At 33.2% G+C, this 24,464-nt stretch carries 19 protein-coding genes; 13 read left to right on the top strand and 6 right to left on the bottom strand.

Annotated elements, in window-relative coordinates; all coding sequences use genetic code 11:
* Window positions 1-22: 22 nt before the first annotated feature.
* A complete protein-coding gene (locus NBRC110019_RS04830; RefSeq protein ID WP_281752948.1) occupies window positions 23-2,461 on the top strand; it encodes a TonB-dependent receptor in 2,439 nt (812 codons plus the stop codon).
* A gap of 51 nt (window positions 2,462-2,512) precedes the next feature.
* On the opposite strand, the gene NBRC110019_RS04825 is transcribed toward NBRC110019_RS04830, so the two are convergent.
* On the bottom strand, window positions 2,513-2,686 hold the full coding sequence (locus NBRC110019_RS04825) for a hypothetical protein (RefSeq protein WP_281752946.1): 174 nt from the start codon (window positions 2,684-2,686) through the stop codon (window positions 2,513-2,515).
* A 172-nt stretch (window positions 2,687-2,858) separates the two neighbouring features.
* On the opposite strand from NBRC110019_RS04825, the gene fumC reads away from it, so the two are divergent.
* Both fumC and NBRC110019_RS04815 read left to right on the top strand, forming a co-directional pair.
* Window positions 2,859-4,259 (top strand): class II fumarate hydratase, encoded by a 1,401-nt coding sequence (gene fumC, locus NBRC110019_RS04820; RefSeq protein ID WP_281752944.1) that lies wholly within the window; start codon window positions 2,859-2,861, stop codon window positions 4,257-4,259.
* Between the two features lie 205 nt (window positions 4,260-4,464).
* Window positions 4,465-6,558 (top strand): DUF4139 domain-containing protein, encoded by a 2,094-nt coding sequence (locus tag NBRC110019_RS04815; RefSeq protein WP_281752942.1) that lies wholly within the window; start codon window positions 4,465-4,467, stop codon window positions 6,556-6,558.
* Between the two features lie 163 nt (window positions 6,559-6,721).
* Here the strand turns inward: NBRC110019_RS04815 and NBRC110019_RS04810 are convergent, their stop codons facing one another.
* Together NBRC110019_RS04810 and aroC are read right to left on the bottom strand one after the other, a co-directional pair.
* Window positions 6,722-8,026: a dicarboxylate/amino acid:cation symporter gene (locus NBRC110019_RS04810; protein ID WP_281752940.1), complete on the bottom strand. Its 1,305-nt coding sequence runs from the start codon at window positions 8,024-8,026 to the stop codon at window positions 6,722-6,724.
* A gap of 36 nt (window positions 8,027-8,062) precedes the next feature.
* Window positions 8,063-9,124, bottom strand: a complete 1,062-nt coding sequence (aroC, locus tag NBRC110019_RS04805; protein WP_281752938.1) for a chorismate synthase — start codon at window positions 9,122-9,124, stop codon at window positions 8,063-8,065.
* Window positions 9,125-9,321: 197 nt separating this feature from the next.
* On the opposite strand from aroC, the gene NBRC110019_RS04800 reads away from it, so the two are divergent.
* Window positions 9,322-10,152, top strand: coding sequence for a UDP-2,3-diacylglucosamine diphosphatase (locus tag NBRC110019_RS04800; RefSeq protein WP_281752936.1), 831 nt, complete (start codon window positions 9,322-9,324; stop codon window positions 10,150-10,152).
* A 2-nt stretch (window positions 10,153-10,154) separates the two neighbouring features.
* Here NBRC110019_RS04800 and NBRC110019_RS04795 read toward each other — a convergent pair whose 3' ends face one another.
* Window positions 10,155-13,064, bottom strand: a complete 2,910-nt coding sequence (locus tag NBRC110019_RS04795) for an FAD-binding and (Fe-S)-binding domain-containing protein (protein ID WP_281752934.1) — start codon at window positions 13,062-13,064, stop codon at window positions 10,155-10,157.
* A gap of 64 nt (window positions 13,065-13,128) precedes the next feature.
* Between NBRC110019_RS04795 and NBRC110019_RS04790 the strand changes: the two genes are divergently transcribed.
* Window positions 13,129-13,629 carry a hypothetical protein gene (locus tag NBRC110019_RS04790; protein ID WP_281752932.1) on the top strand — a complete coding sequence of 167 codons (501 nt, stop codon included), beginning with the start codon at window positions 13,129-13,131 and terminating at the stop codon, window positions 13,627-13,629.
* A gap of 99 nt (window positions 13,630-13,728) precedes the next feature.
* On the top strand, window positions 13,729-14,865 hold the full coding sequence (locus tag NBRC110019_RS04785; protein WP_281752930.1) for a TlpA disulfide reductase family protein: 1,137 nt from the start codon (window positions 13,729-13,731) through the stop codon (window positions 14,863-14,865).
* A 72-nt stretch (window positions 14,866-14,937) separates the two neighbouring features.
* Here the strand turns inward: NBRC110019_RS04785 and NBRC110019_RS04780 are convergent, their stop codons facing one another.
* A complete protein-coding gene (locus tag NBRC110019_RS04780; RefSeq protein WP_281752928.1) occupies window positions 14,938-15,084 on the bottom strand; it encodes a hypothetical protein in 147 nt (48 codons plus the stop codon).
* A 58-nt stretch (window positions 15,085-15,142) separates the two neighbouring features.
* Complete coding sequence (locus NBRC110019_RS04775; RefSeq protein ID WP_281752926.1) at window positions 15,143-15,724, bottom strand: RNA polymerase sigma factor; 582 nt, start codon at window positions 15,722-15,724, stop codon at window positions 15,143-15,145.
* A gap of 233 nt (window positions 15,725-15,957) precedes the next feature.
* Between NBRC110019_RS04775 and uvrA the strand changes: the two genes are divergently transcribed.
* The 7 genes from uvrA to NBRC110019_RS04740 all read left to right on the top strand — a co-directional run bounded on the left by uvrA (window position 15,958) and on the right by NBRC110019_RS04740 (window position 24,396).
* Window positions 15,958-18,735, top strand: a complete 2,778-nt coding sequence (gene uvrA / locus NBRC110019_RS04770; RefSeq protein ID WP_281752924.1) for an excinuclease ABC subunit UvrA — start codon at window positions 15,958-15,960, stop codon at window positions 18,733-18,735.
* Between the two features lie 307 nt (window positions 18,736-19,042).
* The gene (locus tag NBRC110019_RS04765) at window positions 19,043-20,053 is read left to right on the top strand and encodes a hypothetical protein (protein WP_281752922.1); all 1,011 of its coding nucleotides are present in this window, start codon (window positions 19,043-19,045) and stop codon (window positions 20,051-20,053) included.
* A 130-nt stretch (window positions 20,054-20,183) separates the two neighbouring features.
* Entirely contained in the window at window positions 20,184-20,642 is a 459-nt protein-coding gene (locus tag NBRC110019_RS04760; protein ID WP_281752920.1) for a DUF6146 family protein, read from the top strand.
* Window positions 20,643-20,652: 10 nt separating this feature from the next.
* Window positions 20,653-20,973, top strand: a complete 321-nt coding sequence (locus tag NBRC110019_RS04755; protein WP_281752918.1) for a DUF6787 family protein — start codon at window positions 20,653-20,655, stop codon at window positions 20,971-20,973.
* A gap of 59 nt (window positions 20,974-21,032) precedes the next feature.
* Window positions 21,033-21,341 carry a hypothetical protein gene (locus tag NBRC110019_RS04750; RefSeq protein WP_281752916.1) on the top strand — a complete coding sequence of 103 codons (309 nt, stop codon included), beginning with the start codon at window positions 21,033-21,035 and terminating at the stop codon, window positions 21,339-21,341.
* Between the two features lie 58 nt (window positions 21,342-21,399).
* Entirely contained in the window at window positions 21,400-23,811 is a 2,412-nt protein-coding gene (locus NBRC110019_RS04745) for a TonB-dependent receptor (RefSeq protein WP_281752914.1), read from the top strand.
* 21 nt (window positions 23,812-23,832) lie between these two features.
* Window positions 23,833-24,396: a type 1 periplasmic binding fold superfamily protein gene (locus NBRC110019_RS04740; protein ID WP_281752912.1), complete on the top strand. Its 564-nt coding sequence runs from the start codon at window positions 23,833-23,835 to the stop codon at window positions 24,394-24,396.
* The last annotated feature ends 68 nt before the right edge of the window (window positions 24,397-24,464 follow it).

Genomic DNA, 24,464 nt, shown 5'->3' with positions numbered 1-24,464 from the left:
ATTTTTAACATGCCTTTGTAGCATGCTTATTTTTTTTATGGGGTACTCCCAACAAAGCAAATCAATTAAAGTCTATGGAACTGTTGTAGACAAAGACACTAAAGAACCACTGGAATATGCAACTTTAGTTTTACAAAATGTAGCAACAAACAATGTAACTGGTGGAGTTACAGATATGAATGGAAAATTTAATGTAGAAGCTCCCGCAGGAACCTATAATATTAGATTAGAATTTATTTCCTATAAATCATATCAACTATCCAATCAAAACTTAACCACAGATAAAGATATGGGAACTATTACCCTAGCTTTAGATGTTGCACAGTTAGATGCAGTAGAAGTTACCGCAGACAAAACCACTGTTGAACTACGTTTAGATAAAAAAGTTTATAACGTAGGATCTGATATGACCGTAAAAGGTGGTGCTATTACAGATGTACTAGATAATGTACCATCGGTATCGGTAGACGTTGAAGGAGGAATATCTTTAAGAGGTAATGATAATGTGCGTATTCTTATAAATGGAAAACCATCAGCACTTTCAGGTTTAGATAATGCTGCATTACAACAACTACCAGCAGATGCTATTGAAAAAGTAGAAGTTATCACTAACCCTTCTTCCCGATATGATGCAGAAGGTACTGCCGGTATTATTAACATTATATTAAAACAAGGAAAAGCTCTTGGGGTTAACGGGTCTGTTAATGCCTTTGCAGGAAATCCGGATAATTTTGGTGGTGGATTTAACCTTAACTTCAGAACCAAACATTTTAATATTTTTACCAATTCATCATATAGATATAGAAAAGGACCAGGAGAAGCTCTTTTTGAACAGGAAAACTATAATGATGATGGTACTATTGAAAGTTATCAGAACGAATATAGGGACTATGACCGTATGGGTAAAAACTGGAATAACAACATAGGAATTGAAGTATTTATAGATTCTACCAGTTCATTTACCAATTCATTTGTATATTCTAAAGGAGATGGAGAAGATCATACCAATATTGATTTCTTGAACTATGATGAAAACAGAGACCTCGTTGCCAAAAGAAACCGATTTACTGTAGAGGGTGAAGATGAAAAGAGTATTCAATATTCATTTAATTATGAGAAAAGATTTAAAACCGATGGCCATAAACTAACAGTGGATTATCAATACTCTGAAAGTGACGAAATAGAAGACTCTACCATAGATGAGACCAACTTAACAACCAGTACTCAAGAAGATACGGAACGTACCGTAAATGATCAGAATCAGAAAAAAAGTCTACTTCAAGCAGATTATGTACTTCCATTTGGCAAAGAATTTCAAAGTCAGTTAGAAGCAGGATATAGAGGAAACTTTAATAAGTATCTAACCGATTACCAATACGGTATTATGGAAGACGATGGTACTTTTACATTAAATTACGATTACACAAATGTTTTAGATTACCGTGAAAACATTAACGCAGCCTACGCTCAATTAGGAACCAAGTTAGGTAAATGGAATTTATTAGGTGGTTTACGTATGGAATCTACAGACATAGATATAACTTTAGTTAACACTAATGAAACTTCTAATAAAAAATATACCAATCTTTTCCCTTCTGTATTTTTAGGGTATGAATTTTCAGAAAAAACACAAGCTACTATTAGCTATAGTAGACGTTTAAGAAGACCATGGTCACGATTTATTAACCCATTCCCTACCCGATCTAGTAATACGAATTTCTTTCAGGGTAATCCAGATTTAGATCCCACTTTTACCAATGCATTTGATTTAGGACTTATTAAAAGATGGGATAAGTTTACCTTAAACACTTCTGCCTATTACAATCACTCCACACAAGTATTCCAATTTGTTAGTCAGGAATCTGGTGAATTTGTAGACGTAGAAGGTACACAGGTTCCCGTAATGCTACGTTACCCCATTAACTTAGCTACAGAAGACCGTTGGGGAGTTGAATTTACAACAACCTATAATCCGTTTAAAAAATGGAGATTATCAAGTAATATAAACATATTCCAACAAACTCAGGAAGGAGATTTTGTATATACCGACTATTTAGGAGATGAGGTTACGCAGAATTTTGATTCTGAAAACTTCAGTTGGTTTGCTCGTATAAGCTCTAAATTAACTTTACCTGCGGCTATCGACTTCCAAACAAATATGATGTATAGAGGTCCTAACAAATCGGCTCAGAGAGAAAATAAAGGACAATTCCATACCAACCTTGCATTTAGTAAAGATGTATTCAAAGAAAATGCTACGATATCTTTAAATGTAAGCGACCTTTTTAACACACGTATAAGAAAAGCTACTACTATTACAGACAATGTAAATACGTACAATGAATTTCAGTGGAGGAAGCGTCAAATAACTTTAAACTTTACCTACCGTTTTAACATGAAAAAAGAGGAACGCGGAAACAGAGGTAATAATGAAGGCGGAGGCATGCAATATGAAGGATAGACAACGCCTTAAAATAATAGATAAAAAAAAGAAGCCATATGGCTTCTTTTTTTATTCTTCTAATTTAGCTCTTTTAGCATCTCTCTTTTCTTTTAGGAACTCCATAAGTCCTCCGCCAACCCAGTAAGGAACTACAAAGGTTAGCAAGAAAATCATTAACCAAAATCCCATTGTAAGGATAGTTAAAAAAGCTAAGAAGCCTAGATACTGTTGAAATTCAAACATAATTTCCGGAAATTTTCGAATTTGATTACAAATATAGTTTTATTTCTTAGTTTTTAAAACGTTTATTTAAAAACTTTTCTATTCAAATATTTACATTTTTACACGTCTGAAATGGGCTATATTGCGTAAATTTGTTAGTATATTTATTGTATTAATAACAACACACATTCTTATGGAATATAGAATAGAAAAAGACACGATGGGTGAAGTTCAGGTTCCTGCTGACAAGCTATGGGGAGCCCAAACAGAACGCTCAAGAAACAACTTTAAGATTGGTCCTTCTGCTTCAATGCCAAAAGAAATTATTGAAGGTTTTGCTTACTTAAAAAAAGCTGCTGCCTATACAAATCATGAAGCTGGGGTTTTACCTGTTGAAAAAAGAGATTTAATTGCCGCTGTTTGTGATGAAATTCTTGAGGGTAAACATGACGATCAATTTCCTTTAGTTATTTGGCAAACCGGTTCTGGTACACAATCTAACATGAACGTTAATGAGGTTATTGCTAATCGTGCACATCAATTAGCTGGTAAAGTTATTGGTGAAGGAGATAAAACATTACAACCAAACGATGATGCAAACAAGTCTCAATCATCTAACGACACCTTCCCTACGGGAATGCACATTGCTGCTTACAAAAGAATTGTAGAAACTACAATTCCGGGTGTTGAACAACTTAGAAATACCTTAAAAGCAAAATCTGAAGAGTTTAAAGACGTAGTTAAAATTGGTAGAACGCATCTTATGGATGCAACACCATTAACTTTAGGTCAGGAATTCTCTGGTTATGTATCTCAATTAGATCACGGATTAAAAGCACTAAGAAACACATTAGAACACTTAGCTGAGTTAGCGTTAGGTGGTACAGCTGTAGGAACAGGTATTAATACTCCTGAAGGATACGCTGTTCGTGTGGCTCAATATATTGCTCAGTTTACAGGACTTCCTTTTTCTTCTGCCGCAAACAAGTTTGAAGCACTTGCTGCTCACGATGCTTTAGTAGAAACTCACGGAGCTTTAAAACAGCTAGCGGTTTCTTTAAACAAGATAGCGAACGATATTCGTATGATGGCATCAGGACCAAGAAGTGGTATTGGTGAAATTATTATTCCTGCAAACGAGCCTGGTAGTTCTATTATGCCAGGTAAAGTAAACCCAACACAATGTGAGGCTATGACAATGGTTTGTGCTCAGGTAATGGGTAACGACGTTGCTGTAACTGTTGGTGGTACTCAAGGACATTATGAATTAAACGTATTTAAACCTGTTATGGCTGCTAACGTATTACAGTCTGCTCGTTTAATTGGTGATGCTTGTGTTAGCTTTGAAGAACACTGTGCTGCTGGTATTGAACCAAACCACACAAGAATTAAGGAGTTAGTAAGTAACAGTTTAATGTTAGTTACTGCTTTAAATACTAAAATTGGTTATTACAAAGCTGCTGAAATAGCAAATACCGCTCATAAGAACGGAACAACATTAAAAGAAGAAGCTGTTAATTTAGGTTATGTAACCCCAGAAGAATTTGACGAATGGGTAAAACCTGAAGACATGGTTGGTTCTTTAAAATCTTAATAACTATATTAAGTTGCATAAATAGATCCGGGGTATGATAATACATGCTCCGGATTTTTCTTTTAAACATGTGCTTCTTACATACGATTATCTTAGCCTAAACCAGCGGTATACTTTACAAGCATAAACTGCTACTTCCCTAAATGGAGGTTTTACAAAATACAAACCTCCACTACCTTGGCTTTATCATATAAAACAAGGTATTATGAAAAAGCTATTACTAATTTTTATTCCTTTTTGGGTGTTTGCTAATAACCCCATAAAAGAAACTCCGTCTACCATTACCAATGCTACCGTATATCTATCGGGTGCACATATAGAAAGAACTGCAAAATGCTATCTTCCAACAGGAGAAACCGTCTTTAGATTCACAAACCTTTCTCCTTTTATTGATGAAAACTCAATTCAGATAAGTGGTCTAAGTAAAGCTGCTATTTCAGCCATGAACTTTAATACTACATATATCTTTGCGAAAACAGGTACTGAAAGAACTAAGCAACTACAGCAGTTCATGAAAGCCAACCAAAAAGAGATTGCACTTATTGATAACATGGTTAAAGGACTAAATGAGGAGGAAACACTGCTATTAAACAATAGAAAAGTACTTTCTGAAGAGAATGCTTCTTTAGATAAGCTAAAACAATTTGCTACCTATTTTAGAGAGCGTACGCATCAAATTGCAGATGAAAAATATCATCACTCCTTAGCTAAAGATAGTATTGCCGAGTTGTTAGAAACCTACCAAAATGAATTAAACGTACTTGGTTCTAAAAACAAAGAGCAAAAAGGAGTCCTTACTGTAACTCTTAATACCAATAAGCCCATTCAATTAGATTTACACATCAACTATAATGTTACTAATGCCGGATGGTTTCCTGTATATGATATTAAAACCGCCTCTACCGATAGTAATCTCGATATATTCTTCAAAGCACATGTGTATCAGGATACTGGAGAAAATTGGGATGATGTAGCCGTTACCCTTTCTACTGCAGACCCTACCGTAAATACTGAAAATCCCAAACTAACACCTCATTATCTTAATTTCTCATACAATACAAATTACTCGGTAAACAGCAGTGGCAAAAACACTTCTTATAAGTACAATCCTTTTGTAAAAGAAATCATAGGGATAGTAACCGACTCAAAAGGAAAATCACTTCAGGGAGCTACAGTTACTATTGAAGAAACATCTAATAGTACAACTACAGATGTGAATGGTAAATATAAAATTAAAGTGGGTAATGGTAGAAATCTAAATATCTCATACGTTGGTTTTATTCCTGAAAAAATACCTGTTTATAATTCACTTATTAATCTAACATTACAACCAGATATTTATACATTAGATGATATGGTACTTATCGATAAAAAAAATAAGTCTTCTGTAAACGATGCTTTAAGTGGTTATGTTGGTGGTATTAATGTTGTTACTACAAACGGAGCACCTAGAAGTAGTGACAACATTAGAATAAGAGGACTTGTAAGTACCAATGAAAACCAACCTCCAGTTTATATTATAGATGGTACACCACAAACAAGTGATTATTTTAACAGTCTTGATCCTAATTCCATAAAATCCATGCAAGTGTTAAAAAATAGTAGCAAAACATCTACATCTTTATATGGATCTAAAGCAGCTAATGGTGTTATAGTTATTACCACTAAAGAAGTTTTTGAAAAACAAAATATTACATCCGTAGAATACAAAATAAAGAAACATCAAAATATCTCGTCTGTAATGGATGTTACGGTAGTAGATATTGATCAAATGTCTGTAAAGGCAACATACGAATATGTAACAGCACCAGTACTAAACGAAAATGTATTTTTAACAGCTACATTAGAAAACTGGAAAGATCTTAAACTACTCCCGGGAGAATGTAATGTCTATTTTTCAGGACTATATGTTGGTAAAACGTTTATAAATCCGTTACAAACCAGAAAAGATATGGTTGTATCTTTAGGGGTTGCACCAGCTATCACCGTAAAAAGAACCTTAGATAATAATTATAAATCGACTCCATTTATTGGTAATACTCGTATAGTAGACAGAGCCTACACCATTTCTTTACAAAACACAGGAAATAAAAAAATTACCGTAAAACTCTTAGATAGAATTCCTATCTCTCAAAATAAAGAAATCAAGGTTAGTGAATCGAATTATGATGCTGACACCTATGATGAAGAAAAAGGCATACTGGAATGGAGGATTCCTATAAATGCTGGTGAACATTTAGAAAAACATGTATCCTACCAAATTAAGCATCCAAGAGGAAGTAACATAAATTTAAATTAAAAGGTAAGAGGATGTCTAAAAGGCATCCTCTTGTTTCTTTTTAATATAAAACCATCTTTATTTATTCTAAATTAGGCGATACTTCATTGTTAACATAACTCTCTGCTACCATCACAATAATCGATTATAGAGATTAAAGATCTCATTCCCAAAATACAGCTTATTATTTCTGATGATAATTATCGTCCCATTCTTTAGGCTTGGGTGTATGTAGTTTACCTACCGATTTTGCCACTAACATAGACACTGCAGCATCCCCTGTAACATTTACGGTTGTTCTACACATATCTAAAGGTCTGTCTATAGCAAAAATAAGAGCTAAACCAGCTGCTGGTATACCTGCCTGTCCTAAAACAATTACCAACATTACCATACCTGCTCCAGGCACAGCCGCCGAGCCTATAGAAGCTAATGTAGCTGTAGCAATTATACCTAACTGCGTAGTAAAATCTAAATCCATACCAAATGCTTGAGCTATAAATACTGCGGCAACCGCTTGATACAAACTAGTTCCATCCATATTAATTGTAGCACCAATTGGCAACACAAAACTAGTCACCTCTTCATCTACTCCTAAATGCTCTTCTACACGCTCCATCGTTACAGGTAATGTTGCAGCACTAGAACTTGTAGAAAAAGCTAATAATTGTGCTGGTGAAATCCCTTTAAAGAAATATGCTGGTGATTTACCTGTAAATATCCAAACAATGATTGCATATATCCCCAACATAATAGAAAGACCCCCCACAACGCAAAGGGCATAATAAAATAGCGAAACAAATAAATCTGCACTAGGTGACTCTACAATTAATGCAGCTAATAGCGCAAAAACCCCATAAGGAGCCGCTAACATTATAACATCTATGAGTTTGAGAATAACCGCATTAAATCCGTCAAAAAATGCTTTTACAGGTTTTGCCTGTTCTTCCGGAATTAAAATTAAACCTATACCAAAGAAAATCGCAAAAAAGATAACCTGTAACATATTACCATTATCTGTAGCAGCTTTAAAAATATTGCTCGGAACTAAATCTTCTAATGCCTGTAATGGGCCAGTTTCCTTCTGTTTTTCAGCATCTGCAATTTTTTTGTCCGCATCTCCCTTATAATTTTCTAACAATTCATTCCTTGTCTCTTCCGTAATGGTTCTTCCTGGTTTTACCACATTTACTATAGCCAAACCAATAGACACGGCAATAACAGTAGTTACTATGTAGGTAATAATCGTTCTGCCCCCCATTTTAGAAAGCTTTGAAATATCTTTCAAATCAGAAACTCCTTTAATTAAAGAAGCTAATATTAAAGGAACTGCTATCAACTTTAAGGAATTGATAAAAATACTTCCAAATGGTTTTATCCAGTCTTTTACAAAATCAGGACCCCAGGAAAATTGAACCATTCCAAGTGCAAAAAGCACCCCGAATAACATTCCTAATAATATTTGCCAATGTAAAGCGAGCTTCTTCATGTATAATGATTTGATTTAGTGTTGGTTATTTGTTGGTTATTTATACGTTTTATTAAGCAAGTAGTAATCGGCTAATACCAATGCCGCCATTGCTTCCACGATAGGCACGGCACGTGGTACCACACAAGGATCATGACGACCTTTACCTTGCATTTCTACTATATTTCCATCTTTATCTATCGTATCTTGTGTTTGCATAATGGTAGCTACGGGTTTAAATGCCACCTTAAAATAGATGTCCATACCGTTGCTAATACCTCCTTGTATACCACCTGATAAATTAGTCATGGTAGTTCCATCGGTATTAAATATATCATTATGTTCAGAACCTCTCATTTTAGCACCTTCAAAGCCACTACCATATTCAAAACCTTTCACCGCATTTATAGACAGCATTGACTTTCCTAATTCTGCATGTAATCTATCAAAAACAGGTTCTCCCAATCCTACAGGTACATTTTGTATCACACAGGTTACTACTCCACCCACAGTATCTCCTTGTTTGCGTATTTCTTTAATGTAGCTTTCCATTTTTTTAGCTACTTCTATGTCAGGACAACGCACCGGCGTCTCCTCAATTGATTTAAAATCTACCTCCTGATAAGGAGTTTCCATCGTAATATGGCCAACGGAAGACACAAACGCTTGTATTTTAACCTCTTTCAATACCTGTTTCGCAATAGCACCTGCTACTACTCTGCAAGCTGTTTCTCTGGCAGAACTACGCCCTCCTCCTCTATAGTCTCTAACCCCATATTTCTGATCATACACATAGTCTGCATGACTTGGCCTGTAAGCATCCTTTATGTGTGAATAATCATGTGATTTTTGATTGGTATTTTCGATAACAAATCCGATAGGTGTACCCGTTGTTTTACCTTCAAAAATACCAGAAAGAAAGCGAACCTCATCGGGCTCCTTGCGCTGTGTAACAATAGCAGATTGCCCCGGCTTACGACGGTTCATTTCTATTTGAACAGCTTCTAAATCAATTTCTATATTTGGTGGACATCCATCTATTACTCCTCCTAATGCAGCTCCGTGCGATTCTCCAAACGTAGACAACCTAAAAAGGTTTCCAAAAACATTTCCTGCCATGCTAATTATTTGTAATGTAAGCGAAAATAAGGAATCCGATTTTTTTTGCCTAATCTTTTTAAATTAAATAAAACCTAACATAAACACCTTTTTACAAAATAAGTTCACCTTAATTTAACAAAAGTCTAATCTACTCTTAATTAGTGCTTAATGTTCTGGTTAAATTATAGCCCGTATTTTGTTGAAAACAAATTCCATTGAGAAAACGTAAAGTAGATATTGCCGTAATTTCTGATGTACACCTAGGTACTTTCGGTTGTCAGGCCAATGAATTATTATCGTATTTAAGCAGTATTAATGCCAAAACGCTGATATTGAACGGTGATATTATAGATATATGGCAATTTAGAAAAAGATATTTTCCTAAATCACATCTTCAGGTTATTAAAAAGATAATAGATCTTTCAACCAAAGGAACCGAAGTGATTTATATTACCGGAAATCATGATGAAATGCTTAGAAAGTTTACTGATGTTAAAATGGGGAACATCTCTATTGTTAACAAAGCTGTATTAGATTTAGACGGAAAAAAAGCATGGGTTTTTCACGGGGATGTTTTTGATGCCTCTATTCAACATACCAAATGGATAGCCAAATTAGGTGGATGGGGCTATGATTTTCTTATCTTACTTAATCAGTTAATTAACTGGTGTTTGGTTAAAATGGGAAGAGAAAAATACTCCCTTTCTAAAAAGATAAAAAATAGTGTTAAGAAAGCGGTTAAATATGTAGGCGACTTTGAAAAAGTGGCTGCCGATTTAGCTATAGATAATGGATACAAATATGTTATTTGTGGCCATATTCATCAACCACAATTAGTTAGAAAAGTAAATAAAAACGGTACTTGCTTATACCTTAATTCAGGGGACTGGATTGAAAATCTTACCGCATTAGAGTATAGTAATAAAAAATGGAAATTGTACCATTACTCTGAAGACAAGTTAAGTCCCTTCTACTCAGACGATGAACTTAAAGATATGAATTACAAAGATTTACTAGCAGCAATTACGGTTACCGGAAAATTATAATATTACAAAAGCGCATCTTTAAACACTGTTATAGGATGTAATGCTATTCTTCCGGTTCCGTCATATATTTGATGTCTACAACTAGTTCCGTTTGCTACAATAATTGAAGACGGTGCAGATTTTCTTATTTTCGGAAACAACTTAAGTCCACCTATCTTCATACTAACGTCATAATGTTCTTTCTCATATCCAAAAGCACCTGCCATACCACAACATCCGGTATTTAAAATAGCTACTTCATAATTAACAGGTATATTAAGCATATCAAAAGTTACTTTTTGATTGGATAATGCTTTTTGATAACAGTGAGCATGAATTTTAATACGCTTTTTCTCTTCGGTAAACATTGTTGTTTTAATGGTTCCATTGGTGATTTCCTTAGCAAGAAACTCCTCTATCAAAAAGCAGTTACCCGCCAATGTTTTAGCATCATCAGCATACTCTACCAACCTAATATATTCATCTCTAAATGTTAATATTGCAGAAGGCTCTATTCCTATTAATGGTATTTTAGGAGTTACTTTATTTTTAAGACTCTTTACATTCCTTATAGCCAATTCCTTGGCCTCCTGTAAATATCCTTTAGATATATGTGCTCTTCCACTCTCACCATAGTACAACTCCACATAATACCCTAATCTATACAATACTTCTAACGTATCTTTAGCTACAAGTACATCATTGTATCTAGAAAACTCATCTATAAACAAAACTACTTTATTATAACTTATTGAGGTATCTTGTAACTGTTCATTAAACTTATTAAGGTTAAAAGAATATACTTTTGGTAAGCTTCTGTAACGTGCAACCCCCAATATTTTTTTTATAACCGATGAAAAAGTTTTACTCTTAAAAAAGTAATTTGTAATACCCGGTAAAACAGCAGCTATTTTATTATAATCATAATTATGAGCCAAAATTTTATCTCTTAAAGGCCTTTTATGATTTTTATAATATTGATGTAAAAATTCTGCTTTCATCAGCGAAGCATCAACATTACTTGGGCATTCGGTACCGCAGGCTTTACAACTAATACATAAATCAAAAACTTCTTTTAATTCAGGTGAATCAAATTTATTTTCGTTCTCATTGTGTATTAAAATTTCTCTTAAAACATTAGCTCTGGCTCTTGTCGTATTTTTTTCTTCCTTAGTAGCATGGTAACTAGGACACATAACCCCATTAAATTGATCAGATTTTCTACAATCACCACTCCCATTACATTTTTCTGCCACTCTTAAAATTCCCAATGAGTCAGAAAAGTCAAGAAGGGTTTTTACTTCAGAAACTTCCTTTCCATATTGAGTTCTTAAAGACGTATCCATAGGAGCTCCTTCAATAATTTTATTCGGATTAAATAGTAAATGAGGATCAAATAGATTTTTAATCTCTTTTAAAAGTTCATAATTTTTAGACCCAATCATAAACTCCAAAAATTCGGCTCGTACCCTTCCATCACCATGCTCACCGCTTAATGATCCGTTATATTTTTTCACTAAGGCCGCTACATCGGTAGTAATTTGTCTGAACAACTTAACATCTGAAGCTTTCTTTAAGTTCAAGATAGGTCGTAAATGAAGCTCTCCTGCACCGGCATGAGCATAATAAACAGCTTGTTGATTATACTTTTTCATAAGCAAACTAAACTCTTGAATATAGTTTGCCAAGTCTTCTATAGCAACTGCTGTATCTTCTATACATGCAACGGCCTTTTTATCTCCTACCATATTACCAAGTAACCCTAAACCAGCCTTTCGAAGCTCAAAGGCTTTTACTATATCTTCTCCATATAAACAGGGTGAAGCATATGCTTTTGTCTCATCTTCTATACAATCTAACAAACTTCTTAGCTTTTTACTAAGCTCTAATTTAGAGCCCGCCATAATTTCTATCATTAAAATGGCCTGTGGATCTTCTTCTATAAAAAATCTATTACCAGCCTGAAGTTTATTATTTTTTGTACAATCGAGTATTACCTTATCCATCATTTCGCAGGTATACAAATTGTGTTTCATTACTTTTTGTACTGCATTACAACAGTCTGCTATACTATAAAAATGAGCTGCCACCATAACATTTCGCTTAGGAGGTAAATCATCTAATTGTAATGTAATTTTAGTAGTAAAACCTAATGTACCTTCACTACCCGATAAAAGCTTACATATATCAAAATCCTTCCCCGAAGGATTAATTGGTTTCATTTTTATTAATTCATCAACGGCATAACCCGTATTTCTTCTATGAATAGAGGCCTTTGGAAACTGATTTTCAATTTCTCTTTGTACCATCGGATTATTCAATAACTCTATTAGTCCTTTATAAATTTGACCTTCGGTAGTAGATAAACTCATCTTATGCTGTAACCTACTTTCCTGTAATGGACGGCATCTCATTGTACTTCCATCATACAACATAATTTCCATTTCAAGAACTTTATCGCGCGTAACTCCATACTGAATAGAAGTTGTTCCGCTAGAATTATTACCTACCATTCCGCCAATGGTACATCTATTAGAAGTAGAAGTATTGGGTGCAAAAAATAAACCATAAGGCTCTAATACATGATTTAACTCATCTCTTACTACTCCAGGTTCTACAGTTACAGTTTTAGCTTTTTCATCGATAGCTAAAATATTGGTGAAATTTTTGGATATATCTACTACAATCCCCTTACCAACACACTGTCCTGCTAATGAGGTGCCAGCAGCCCTTGGAATAATGCCTATTTTATTGTCTAACGCATATTTTATAACCTCTCTAAGCTCTTCTGCATCTTTAGGATAGGAAACCCCAACTGGATTTTCGGCATATACTGAAGCATCTGTTGCATACATCAACTTATACAAATTATCAGTAATAACAAGGGGTTCAGGATTATTTTGAGATTTTTTGGGTGTAGTATTATGATTCATTTAACGTCTTATTACAGTAAGACCACATAAATTTGTAGTCATAATATAAAACTAAAAAAAAAGTATGAGAAAAATTGTTTTACTACTAGTATTTGCTGTTGCAGCAATTACAAGTGGACAAGCACAAGAGATATCTAAAAATGCATTAGGTTTAAGATTAGGAGATAATGATGGATTTGGAGGGGAAGTTTCTTACCAAAGAGCCTTAAAGAATACTAACAGATTGGAAGCCGATCTAGGATGGCGTAACAGTAATTATGTAGATGCCATTAAAGTTTCAGCGCTATACCAATGGGTATGGAATATTGATGATGGCTTTAATTGGTATGCAGGTGCAGGGGGTGGATTAGGATCATGGTCATACGATAATGAAATGGATGGGTACGACGGAGATAATAGTGGAGCCTTTGCTTTTTTAGCAGGCGACATAGGTATTGAATATAACTTTGATATTCCATTATTAATTTCATTAGACTTTAGACCAGAACTTTACTTTGATTCTGACAGTTGGAGAAATGATAATTTTGGACCAGATATCGCCTTAGGTGTTAGATATCAATTCTAAAATAAATCTGAATATAAATGTTAAAACCCTCTTAAATAAAAGAGGGTTTTCATTTTTTTACCATTTAACTAATACATTTGTTCTTTAATTCACTAAATAATGAGAAAAATTCTATTCGTAATTTCAATTGCATTAGTCACTATGGTTTCCTGTAAAAATAATAACGGAAGCTTTCATATAGAAGCTAATGCTCAAGGTGTTTCAGACGGAACATTCGTTTATCTAAAACAAAAAGACACATTAAATAAAATTATTACATTAGACACTGCCGTTGTTAGTAATGGCAAATTTATAATGGATATGAACCCAACATATCCACAAATGGGATTTATTTTGGTAGATAGCGTTCAAGGCGGTTTACCAATTATTGTTGAAAAATCAGGTAATCTAAAAATTGAATTTAGAAAAGACTCTCTTTATCAATCAAAATTTGGAGGAACTCCATACAACGATGATTTTTTTAAAATATTCACAAGATCTAATGCTGCCGATGATAGCATTAGAAATCTTAGTAATACTGCTAATATTCTAAACCAAAAGCATGATACTTTAGGGCTTCAAAAATTGCAAGAAAAATTATCAAGTATTAGAAAAAATGTAAATGATTTTAATATTGACTTTATAAAAAATAATCCAAACTCATTTGCAAGCGCAATGATAATTGACCGACGTTTAGTACCTGGACCAAGTGGAAATTCAGAGGATCAGAAAATGATGATTGATATGTTTAATGGATTAACTGATGAAGTTAAATCAACTCCTACAGGGAAAAAAATTCAGGAAAGTATAGCCGAAATAAAGAGAACTGGTGTGGGTAGCATTGCTCCTAATGTTAATGGAATTACCCCTACAGGAGAAACACTGTCTCTTAATGATGTGAAGCAAAAGGTAACTATGATTGATTTTTGGGCTTCGTGGTGCCAACCATGTAGAAAAGAAAATCCTAATTTAGTAAAGTTATATAATGCATATAAAAAAGATGGTTTTACCATTTATTCTATTTCTACAGATAGAGACGAAAAAGCTTGGAAAAGAGCGATTGACGTAGATCAATTAACTTTCCCTCTAGTACGTTCTGAAGAAGCTGCAAAAACTTATAAAATTAGATTTATGCCTACCTCTCTTTTACTAGACAGTAAAGGTGCTATTATTGAGAAAAATAAATATGGTAAAGATTTAGAAGCACTTATTGCTGAAAATCTTGGTGTAGAAAATAAAAATATAATAAGCGAATAAATAAAAATTTATAAGCTTATCATATTAAAAAAGGCATTCAATAAAATATTGAATGCCTTTTTTAATTTCTTTCTAGTTTAAAACAGATTTAAACTGAATGTTTTTATGTTCTACTATTCTCAAAGCTTTAGAATAGCTTAATAAAAGAGAAATTGTTTCTTTTTTAGGTGCCACACATTCCATTTGAAATGATTCTTCTTTAGAGTATATTTTTGCCATATCATTAAGCGTATGATTAACTATATTTTAATAACGTAGCAAAAACACATTTATTGTTTTAATTTACCAAAACAATGTTATTTTTTTCAATTAATTTTCTTAGGTTAATTAAAGCATACCGCATTCTACCTAAGGCTGTATTTATACTAACACCAGTTGTTTCAGAAATTTCTTTAAAACTCATGTTCTTATAAATCCTCATAATTAGCACTTCTCGCTGATCATCAGGCAGCTCATCTATTAATTTTCTAACGTCTGTATCTACCTGATCTTTTATAATCTGGTTTTCTACATTTAAAGATGAATCGCCTATAACAGAAAAAATATTAAAGTCGTCACTTCCTTCAAATTTTGGCATTCGCTTATTTCTTCTAAAATGATCTATGACCAAATTATGAGCTATTCGCATTACCCAAGGCAAAAATTTACCTTCTTCATTGTATTTTCCTTTTTTCAGTGTATTAATAACTTTGATAAAAGTATCCTGAAAAATATCATCGGCAACGTCCTTATCCATTACTTTAGAAAAGATGAAACTAAAAACACGTTGATTATGCCTGTCAATTAATACCTCAAGAGCATACTCGTTGCCCTTTATGTATTCTTTTACTAATTCCGAGTCTTGTTGTAGATTTCCCATGTTGTTACTCCAAAATAATTTAAGTACACGAATTGCTTCGTATAGATTGGTTCAACTTAAATTTTTAAAGTAATCTTATAACAATAGGCTAATAATTTGCGAGGTTATGTCCCAAATATAACTACTAATAATTTAAAAAAGCAAAGAAAATCTTAAAATTTAACATTTAATGAATATTCTTTCTATTTTAAGTACTCATAATTGATTCGTAAATTTGCCGTTTTGCATTCATTATGACAGATATCGCTAATCTAAATACAAAAGAGAATATTTTAATTCTCGGAGCCAAACTCCACAACCTTAAAAATATTTCGGTTGCCATTCCTCGAAACAAACTTGTTGTATTAACAGGGCTATCAGGTTCAGGAAAATCGAGCCTCGCATTTGACACCTTATATGCAGAAGGACAAAGACGTTATGTAGAGAGTCTTTCTTCTTATGCTCGTCAGTTCTTAGGAAGGCTAGATAAACCTAAAGTAGATGCTATTAAAGGTATAGCTCCGGCAATTGCTATTGAACAAAAAGTAAATAGTACTAACCCCAGATCTACAGTAGGTACCACTACGGAAATCTATGACTATCTAAAATTACTATATGCAAGAATAGGCAAAACCTACTCTCCTATCTCAGGCAAAGAGGTTAAAAAGCACACAGTTACCGATGCAGTGAACTACATTGCATCATTTGAAGAACGTGAAAAATTATTACTCCTAGCTGAAATCCAAATTCCAGAGAACAGATCTGTTTATGAAACTATAAAAATTCTTGAGCAACAAGGGTTTGCCAGAATTAAGTCTGGGGATGATGTGATAAGAATAGATGAACTACCTGAAGGCTTCTCTAATAACTTTGAGTTGGTTGTAGATCGTATTATAGTAAAACATGACGAAGATTTTAATAATCGTCTTGCAGATGCTATAGATACCGCTTTTTTTGAAGGTAAAGGTGAATGCATTGTTGAAGAACTAAAAACAGGTAACCGCCAAATTTTTAGCAATAAGTTTCAATTAGATGGAATTTCGTTCCTAGAACCTAATGTTCACTTGTTTAGTTTCAACAATCCGTACGGAGCTTGTCCTAAATGTGAAGGTTATGGAGATGTCATAGGTATAGATGAAGATCTAGTGATTCCTAACACCGGACTATCTATCTATGACAATGCAATTTTTCCTTGGCGTGGAGAAAGTATGGGCTATTATAGAGATCAACTTGTTAACAATGCCTATGAATTCAACTTCCCTATTCACAAACCATGGTTTGAACTTACAGATGATCAGAAGAGTTTAGTTTGGGATGGAAACCAATATTTTACGGGATTAAATGCCTTTTTTCAAGAGTTAGAAGAAAAAAGTTATAAAATTCAAAACCGAGTAATGTTATCTCGTTACAGAGGTAAAACAAAATGTAGTGCTTGTAAAGGAAAGCGGTTAAGAGAAGAGGCCAATTATGTAAAAGTGGCAAATAAAACTATTACAGAACTAGTAGAGTTGCCATTAGAAAAGCTAACTATCTTTTTCAAAAATTTAGAACTTTCTGAATTCGACCAAAAAGTAGCCTCTCGTTTATTAAAAGAAATAAATTCTCGTCTTAGCTTTTTATCTGAAGTAGGCTTACAGTACCTTACTTTAAATAGAAAATCTAACACGCTATCTGGTGGAGAAAGTCAGCGCATTAATTTAGCAACTTCGTTAGGAAGTAGTTTAGTAGGCTCTATGTATATTTTAGATGAGCCTAGTATTGGTTTACATCCAAAAGATACAGAAAAACTTATAGGGGTATTAAAATCACTTAGAGATTTAGGAAATACAGTGATAGTAGTAGAACATGATGAAGATATTATGAAAGCTGCTGATGAAATTATTGATATAGGTCCTGAAGCGGGTACGTATGGTGGAGAAGTTGTTAGTGCTGGCACCTATGATGAGTTGTTACTGGCAAATACGTTAACCGGTAAATATTTAAGTGGTCGATTAGCCATTGAAGTACCTTCAAAAAGAAGACCTTACAAAAACTATATTGAGGTTATAGGAGCTCGTGAAAATAACCTTAAAAACATAGATGTAACTTTTCCTTTAAATACGTTAACGGTGGTTACAGGTGTTTCCGGTAGCGGAAAAAGTACATTGGTCAAAAAAATTGTATATCCCGCAATGCTAAAAGAACTTGGTGGGTACGGAGAAAAATCTGGCCAATTCACAGAACTCACCGGAAAGTATTCAAATATCAAAACCATAGAATTTGTAGATCAAAATCCTATTGGCCGTTCTTCACGTTCTAACCCTGTTACTTATATTAAAGCTTACGACGATATCAGAGATTTATTCTCTAAACAAAAAGTAGCAAAATTACGTGGTTATATGCCAAAACATTTTTCTTTTAATGTAGATGGTGGAAGATGTGAAACCTGTAAAGGAGAAGGTGAAGTAACTATTGAAATGCAATTTATGGCCGATGTGCATTTGAAATGCGAAACATGTGGGGGTAAAAGATTTAAAAAAGAAATACTAGAAGTTAAGTTTGAAGATAAAAACATTGATGACATCCTTAATTTAACTATTGATGATGCTATAGATTTCTTTAAAAAGCATAATCAGCATAAAATTTTTAATAAACTGAGTCCGCTACAAGATGTAGGTTTAGGATATGTAAGTTTAGGTCAATCATCCTCTACCCTTTCTGGTGGTGAAGCGCAACGTATTAAACTTGCATCTTTCCTTATAAAGGGAAACTCAAAGGAAAAAACCTTATTTATTTTTGATGAACCTACAACGGGGTTACATTTTCACGATATAAAGAAATTATTGGCATCGTTTGATGCTCTATTAGATAGAGGACATTCTATTATTGTAGTAGAACACAATATAGATCTTATTAAGTGTGCAGATTATATAATAGACTTAGGGAAAGATGGAGGTGAAAAAGGTGGTAACTTAATCTTTGCTGGTACCCCTGAAGAAATTCTATCATGCAAGGAAAGCTACACAGCTCAATACCTAGTTGATAAGCTTTAACACAACTTTATAACCTTATACACATCATAATGTATGGTTTGGCATAGGTTTTGAAATATATACTGTGAAATAAATTTACTACTGGTCTGTAATTATTTTGTAAATAGTGCGACTAAGTATATAAAGAAATTTCATAGTTAGATTTTTTTGGTTGGTTAGTTAGTTGGAAACCCCTAAAAGCAAATAAGCTTTCAGGGGTTTCTTTTTGTAGTAACGGTTCATTTTTATATAGAAATAACTTTGGCACGGTGCTTGTAATATTCAAAATGTTAATCACAACGTACTATACGTTCAAAAACTTTGAATTATGAAAAAGATTATCACTTTTATAGCAATTACCCTTCTAGGAACCTTATCTATAAGGGCAAATGATACAAATACACTTACTGCAAGCAATACGAACTATATTAATGGTTACGGTAATGAATTCATCTTTGATGAAAGCGGAATAACATTTTCAGTTTATCCAAATGGAGAATTTGATTTTTATATACGTCAATATGCAGGTGTAAGCGCTAATGTAAATTTAGGTGCTGTAAATATATCATTTAATTCAGGGTATAATTATGACTCATATGTACAATATGATGACTATGGCGCTATCATTCAAATAGAAAATGTACCTATTTACTATGATTATTATGGTAGGGTTAGTGCTATAGGATCTGTAAATATACTGTACAACACGGGTAGATTAGTACAAATTGGAGGACTACATGTATTTTATAATACCGGATATTTTAGTCATTGCACAGGATATATAAATAGTTATAACAGATCCTATATATACAGACCATTCTATAGATGTTTTGCCAGACCAACATATCATGTAGTATATACGTCTCCATATAGAAGATATTATACCCCAAGGAGATATACCTATTATGGTCCTTTTTATAAAAATAACAGACGAGCTACTGTAGCAGTTGGTAGATTTCATAGAGCTAATTACAATAGTAAAGGTGCCAGATACTATGCAAATAAAAGTAATAGAAGAACTGTAGCAACTACTACAAGACGTTCTACTAATACAGCAAATAACAGAACAAGAACTAGTACCCGTAATAATTCTGGTAACACTACAAGAAATGCACAACAAACCACCAGAAGAACGTACAATAACACGAATAGAAAAGTTAATAGTACTCCAAAAGCACAAACTAGAACAAAACAAACAAGGGTTACTACTAGAACAAGTACCCCAAAAGTAAAGTCTAGTACCGGAAATACCACTAGTAACAGATCTACCTCTGTTAAACGATCTACTTCTAACACTCAAAGAAGTACCTCAAAAACTACTTCTAGAGGCAGACGATAATTATAATTTTAGTTAGTTAGGAGGCAGTAACCCAAAGGTTACTGCCTTTTTTGTTAAACTACTCTAAAAATTAAAAATTACTATTTAAACACTAAAATTCTCACCCCAAAATTTTGTATTTTTACCGTATATGGTTTTAAAACGTTTTACATATCATATTTTAGGCATCGCACTTTTACTGTTCATTATTTTTGTTTCATGTAAACCTCAAACTCCTACGGTTTCAGATACAGAAACTGAAATTTTTAATAGTAAAGAAAGTGATACCATTACTATTGCTAATGACTCATTAGAATATGAAGTAATTATTATTGAACCAGGCTTTTATGCTTGGCTTCAGTCTATGGCTAGACCAAGAGGATTTTATTCGCAAACATTCTTAGAAAACAGAAATATATTGTTTGTTAATGAATGGAACAGAAGAGTTACAATGCCTCAGCGTTACAATCCTAATTTATACGAATTACAAATAAATTATACACCTAATATAGACTACGGATATGAAGTTAATTATCAAATGTATAATTACTTTATTTATTTTCAGAGAAAATATAATCAACGATTAACCGGACTCATTCCTAGAATTTGACGTATCGCCTATGGGAAGCTTAAAAGAACGCTGGAACGTTAAATCTAATCTTCAATTTACTTTAATTTTAATTGTATTTGCTATTACCGGTTCTACTTCTGCATATATTATTAGGCCTATTTTTAGCTCTATTGGGTTTACCAGAAATATTTTAGGGGTAGAATGGTATTGGGGTATCGTTTATTTTATTATAGAAATCATTGCAATATTACCTATTTACTTCCCTTTACTATTATTTGTAGGTACTGTATTTGGGCAGTTTAAATTTTTCTGGAATTTTGAAAAAAAGATGTTATCAAGAATAGGATTTTCTTCACTAAAGAAAAATTAACTTTTTGTTTTTTTTTAACACCTCAGTAGAGTTCTTATATGTAAGTTTGTACCGAATTTATGAAACAAGGACTAAAACATAGCATCGTTTACTTTTTTTTAATCGTATTTATTTCGATTAAATTATCGAACCTACATGCCTTTTTTCATATTCTAGAGAATGAGAAATCTAAAATAGAGCATTGCGATGTTTGTAAGTTTACACTAACGCAAGATGTAACTCCTGTTTTAAGTGCAGAAAGTTTTAGTTTCGAATTTCTACCTCAGGTACAACTACCAAATAATTATTTGGAAACGTACGTGCCAGTTTATTTTAACAAATTACACTCGCTTACACTATACAACAAGCCTCCTCCTTTTTTAAGTTAACAGATCGTTTTTAACAATGACTACTCAGTCATCATCTGTCTTAACTTATATTTTTAATATGAAAAAATTATTTGTTACCATAATTTTTGTGGTAATTTCGATGATTGCTTCAGCTCAGAAATGTTCCTATACATTTAAAGGAAAAATAACTGATTATCATGATGGGTCTCCACTTTTTGGAGCTCTTATACAAATAATTGGAACTGATGTTGAAGTATACTCAGATTTTGATGGAAATTTCAAAATCGAAAATTTATGTGAAGGTACCATTGAATTACAAATTTCGCATCCAGAATGTGATAGTATCTTAAAAACTATTGCAATACAAGGAGATACTACAGAAAATATTAAACTGGAACATCACCTTGAAGAAATTGGAGAAGTTATAGTTACCGACAACCATTTAAAAAGCACTACAAACTCTGGAGCAGAGTCTACTATTTCAGAAAAGGTTATTCAACAATATAGCAATGGTAGTATTGGTGATGCCTTAAAAGAAATAAGTGGTATTTCATCTCTTAACACAGGTGGATCTATAGTAAAACCGGTTGTAAATGGTATGCATAGCAGTCGTGTACTAATTATTAATAATGGTGTACGCATGCAAGACCAAGAATGGGGTGTAGAACATGCTCCTAACGTTGATATTAATACTGCCAGTAGTATTACGGTAGTTAAAGGTGCTTCGGCGTTAAGATATGGTGGAGATGCTGTAGGAGGCACTATTGTAATTGATGGTACACAACCTCTAAAAGCAGATTCTATATATGGCAAAACTGTTTTAACCGGTGTAAGTAATGGTCGTGGCGGAAGTATTACTTCTTCTATTATTAGTACAAAGAAAAGTGGTTGGTATGCAAAAGGGCAAGGTACTTTTAAATACCTTGGTGACTATGAAGCTCCTGATTATATATTATCAAATACCGGATCTAGAGAAAAAGATTTTTCAATTGGTGGCGGATTGCGTAAACTAGAATATGGTTTTAACACCTATTATAGTTATTACAATACACAAATTGGTATTTTAAGAGCCTCGCATATTGGTAGTGTTAGTGATTTAGTTAAAGCACTAGAAAGCAACACCCCTACTGTTATTAATGATTTTACTTATAACATTAATGCTCCATACCAGGATGTAACGCATCACTTAGCTAAATTTGATTTTTATAGAAGATTTTCAGAGTTGGGAAAACTTAGTTTTCAATACGATTTTCAGAAAAACAATCGTAAAGAATATGATATAAGACGTGGGGACGACAAAGACAAACCATCTATGGATATGGTTTTAAATACCCATTCCCTTTCTACTGTTTTTGATTTTGACGCAGTACAATCAAACAAGTTTTCTATAGGTATTTCGGGTAATTATCAAAAAAATACGCCTAACCCTGAAACGGGTGTAAGAAGACTAATACCTGATTATGAACAACTCAATTTGGGTGTGTTTGGTAGTTTAGATCATCAATTATCTGAAAATACCATTTTAGATATTGGAGCCCGATATGATTTCAATCATATAGATGCTAAAAAATACTATATAACATCGAGATGGGTAGAACGTGGGTACGATGAAGAATTTGCTGATATTATTGTAGATGAGTACGATACCCAATTGTTAACAAATCCTATATTTAATTTCCATAACATATCTGGAACAATAGGTTTAAAAACTGTTTTAAAAAACAATAACAATCTACTAGTTAACGTAAGTTTAGCCAGTCGTTCACCTAATGCTTCAGAACTATTTAGTGATGGTTTACATCACTCGGCTGCCATTATAGAATTAGGTGACTTACGCATGAAACAAGAGGTTTCTAAAAAGCTAAGCTTAAATTATTCAAAACAATCAAATAATATATCATTTGACATCAACCCTTATATAAATCTTATTAAAGATTTTATAGTGCTACAACCTACAGGTATCGAACAAACCACAAGGGGGGCGTTCCCTGTTTGGGAATACAGCCAAATTAATGCCTTATTTACAGGAATTGATGCTTCATTAGATTATACAATTGTACCTAATCTAAGCTTTTCATCGAAAGCCGCATATATATATGCACAAGACACAGAGAATGATCGGCCGATAATTGATATTCCGGCAACAAATTGGACAAACAGTATCTTATTTACACGTTCTGACTGGAATTCATTTGAGGCAGGCTTAAAATATGAAACCGTTTTTAAACAAACCAGGTTTCCAAATAACGACTTTGATATTTCATACACGACCACTACTAATGGAACTATTACCAAAACTGTAGCTCTTAGTGAACCTCCTAAAGGGTATGGACTTTTACACTTTAATACACAGTGTACCTTTAACTGGTTCAAAAAATCAGATCTTACAGTTGGGTTTAGTATTCAAAATCTGCTTAATACACGTTACAGAGATTATCTGAACAGACAACGCTATTATGCAGATGATTTGGGCAGAAATTTCAAAGTTCAATTAACATTTACATACTAATACATATTAATTATAAATATTATGAAAATTTTAAAATATCCTTTTATAGCACTACTTGTATCCTTTTCATTCATGAGTTGTTCAAGTGATGACGACACCCCTGAAGTAATCAACGAAGAAGAAGTGATTACCACTATGAATGTAACACTAACTAATGGTTCACAAGTAATTACTTTACAATCTCAGGATTTAGATGGTGATGGACCAAATGATCCTGTACTAACTGTTTCAGGAAACTTAGCTGCAAATACAACTTACAGCGGAGTAATAGAACTATTAAATGAAACTGAAAGTCCGGCTGAAGATGTAACAGAAGAAGTTGCTGACGAAAATACAGATCACCAATTCTTTTTTATTACAGGAGGAAGCGCTATTGCTTCAACTAGTTATAGCGATACCGATGACGATGGAAAACCTCTTGGAATAGATTTTTCATTAGTAACAGGAAGTGCCGGTACTGCTTCATTAACTATTACATTAATTCACCAACCAGATAAAGATGCGTCTGGTGTTAGTGATGGTGATATTACCAATGCCGGTGGTGAAACTGATTTCACAGCTACCTACGCTATTACCGTAGAGTAGTAATTTTACAATAGTCCATACCCAAAAAATAAATAAGTATAGCCTTTAAAAAGGCTATACTTATTATA

This window comes from Neptunitalea chrysea (genome assembly GCF_027924145.1).
Lineage (GTDB): Bacteria > Bacteroidota > Bacteroidia > Flavobacteriales > Flavobacteriaceae > Neptunitalea > Neptunitalea chrysea.
This window is presented reverse-complemented; position numbering and strand designations above follow the sequence as displayed.

Bases quoted from the DNA above. Each gene is read 5' to 3' on its own strand.
- NBRC110019_RS04830 (WP_281752948.1), top strand. From the start codon at position 23: ATGCTTATTTTTTTTATGGGGTACTCCCAACAAAGCAAATCAATTAAA.
- NBRC110019_RS04825 (WP_281752946.1), bottom strand. From the start codon at position 2,686: ATGTTTGAATTTCAACAGTATCTAGGCTTCTTAGCTTTTTTAACTATC.
- fumC (WP_281752944.1), top strand. From the start codon at position 2,859: ATGGAATATAGAATAGAAAAAGACACGATGGGTGAAGTTCAGGTTCCT.
- NBRC110019_RS04815 (WP_281752942.1), top strand. From the start codon at position 4,465: ATGAAAAAGCTATTACTAATTTTTATTCCTTTTTGGGTGTTTGCTAAT.
- NBRC110019_RS04810 (WP_281752940.1), bottom strand. From the start codon at position 8,026: ATGAAGAAGCTCGCTTTACATTGGCAAATATTATTAGGAATGTTATTC.
- aroC (WP_281752938.1), bottom strand. From the start codon at position 9,124: ATGGCAGGAAATGTTTTTGGAAACCTTTTTAGGTTGTCTACGTTTGGA.
- NBRC110019_RS04795 (WP_281752934.1), bottom strand. From the start codon at position 13,064: ATGAATCATAATACTACACCCAAAAAATCTCAAAATAATCCTGAACCC.
- NBRC110019_RS04790 (WP_281752932.1), top strand. From the start codon at position 13,129: ATGAGAAAAATTGTTTTACTACTAGTATTTGCTGTTGCAGCAATTACA.
- NBRC110019_RS04785 (WP_281752930.1), top strand. From the start codon at position 13,729: ATGAGAAAAATTCTATTCGTAATTTCAATTGCATTAGTCACTATGGTT.
- NBRC110019_RS04780 (WP_281752928.1), bottom strand. From the start codon at position 15,084: ATGGCAAAAATATACTCTAAAGAAGAATCATTTCAAATGGAATGTGTG.
- NBRC110019_RS04775 (WP_281752926.1), bottom strand. From the start codon at position 15,724: ATGGGAAATCTACAACAAGACTCGGAATTAGTAAAAGAATACATAAAG.
- uvrA (WP_281752924.1), top strand. From the start codon at position 15,958: ATGACAGATATCGCTAATCTAAATACAAAAGAGAATATTTTAATTCTC.
- NBRC110019_RS04765 (WP_281752922.1), top strand. From the start codon at position 19,043: ATGAAAAAGATTATCACTTTTATAGCAATTACCCTTCTAGGAACCTTA.
- NBRC110019_RS04760 (WP_281752920.1), top strand. From the start codon at position 20,184: ATGGTTTTAAAACGTTTTACATATCATATTTTAGGCATCGCACTTTTA.
- NBRC110019_RS04755 (WP_281752918.1), top strand. From the start codon at position 20,653: ATGGGAAGCTTAAAAGAACGCTGGAACGTTAAATCTAATCTTCAATTT.
- NBRC110019_RS04750 (WP_281752916.1), top strand. From the start codon at position 21,033: ATGAAACAAGGACTAAAACATAGCATCGTTTACTTTTTTTTAATCGTA.
- NBRC110019_RS04745 (WP_281752914.1), top strand. From the start codon at position 21,400: ATGAAAAAATTATTTGTTACCATAATTTTTGTGGTAATTTCGATGATT.
- NBRC110019_RS04740 (WP_281752912.1), top strand. From the start codon at position 23,833: ATGAAAATTTTAAAATATCCTTTTATAGCACTACTTGTATCCTTTTCA.